We start from the raw sequence: 412 nt of genomic DNA, 5'->3' as shown, positions 1-412 counted from the left end.
ATGGCCCAACGGGCCATCGCCGCCGGAGCCGTGCTGGAGCGTCCCATCAAGGACGAGTTCTACGGCGACCGCGTGGCCCACATCCAGGATCCGTTCGGCCACCGCTGGTCGCTCTCCATGCGCATCGAAGAGGTGTCTCCGGAGGAGATGCAGCGGCGCTTCCTGAAGATGGTGGGAGGCTGAACGGCCCGCGCGGGTGGTTGAGCTGGCCCGCGCGGCCTGTTCGTCGCGTTAGCCCTTGATGAAGAGCAGCAGGTCCTCGTTGATGACGTCCTTGTGGGTCGAGCACATGCCGTGGGGGAAGCCCTTGTAGGCCTTCAACTGCGCGCCCTTTACGAGCGTGGCGGTGATCTTCCCCGCGCCCTCGAAGGGGACAATCTGGTCGTCGTCGCCGTGCATCACCAACGTGGGC

At 65.8% G+C, this 412-nt stretch carries 1 protein-coding gene and 1 pseudogene; one reads left to right on the top strand and one right to left on the bottom strand.

Annotated features, from left to right (window positions below):
- Positions 1 to 183, top strand: a pseudogene (locus D7Y04_RS43090) (VOC family protein); the annotation flags it as partial.
- A 48-nt stretch (positions 184 to 231) separates the two neighbouring features.
- On the opposite strand, the gene D7Y04_RS43085 reads toward D7Y04_RS43090, so the two are convergent.
- Positions 232 to 412, bottom strand: a 181-nt coding sequence (locus D7Y04_RS43085) for an alpha/beta fold hydrolase (protein WP_147477363.1), incomplete at its 5' end; no start/stop codon positions are given.

The organism is Corallococcus sp. AB038B (assembly GCF_003668955.1).
Classification (GTDB): domain Bacteria; phylum Myxococcota; class Myxococcia; order Myxococcales; family Myxococcaceae; genus Corallococcus; species Corallococcus exiguus.
Note: the sequence above shows the minus strand (reverse complement) of the source record. Positions and strands in the feature narration are given on the sequence as shown.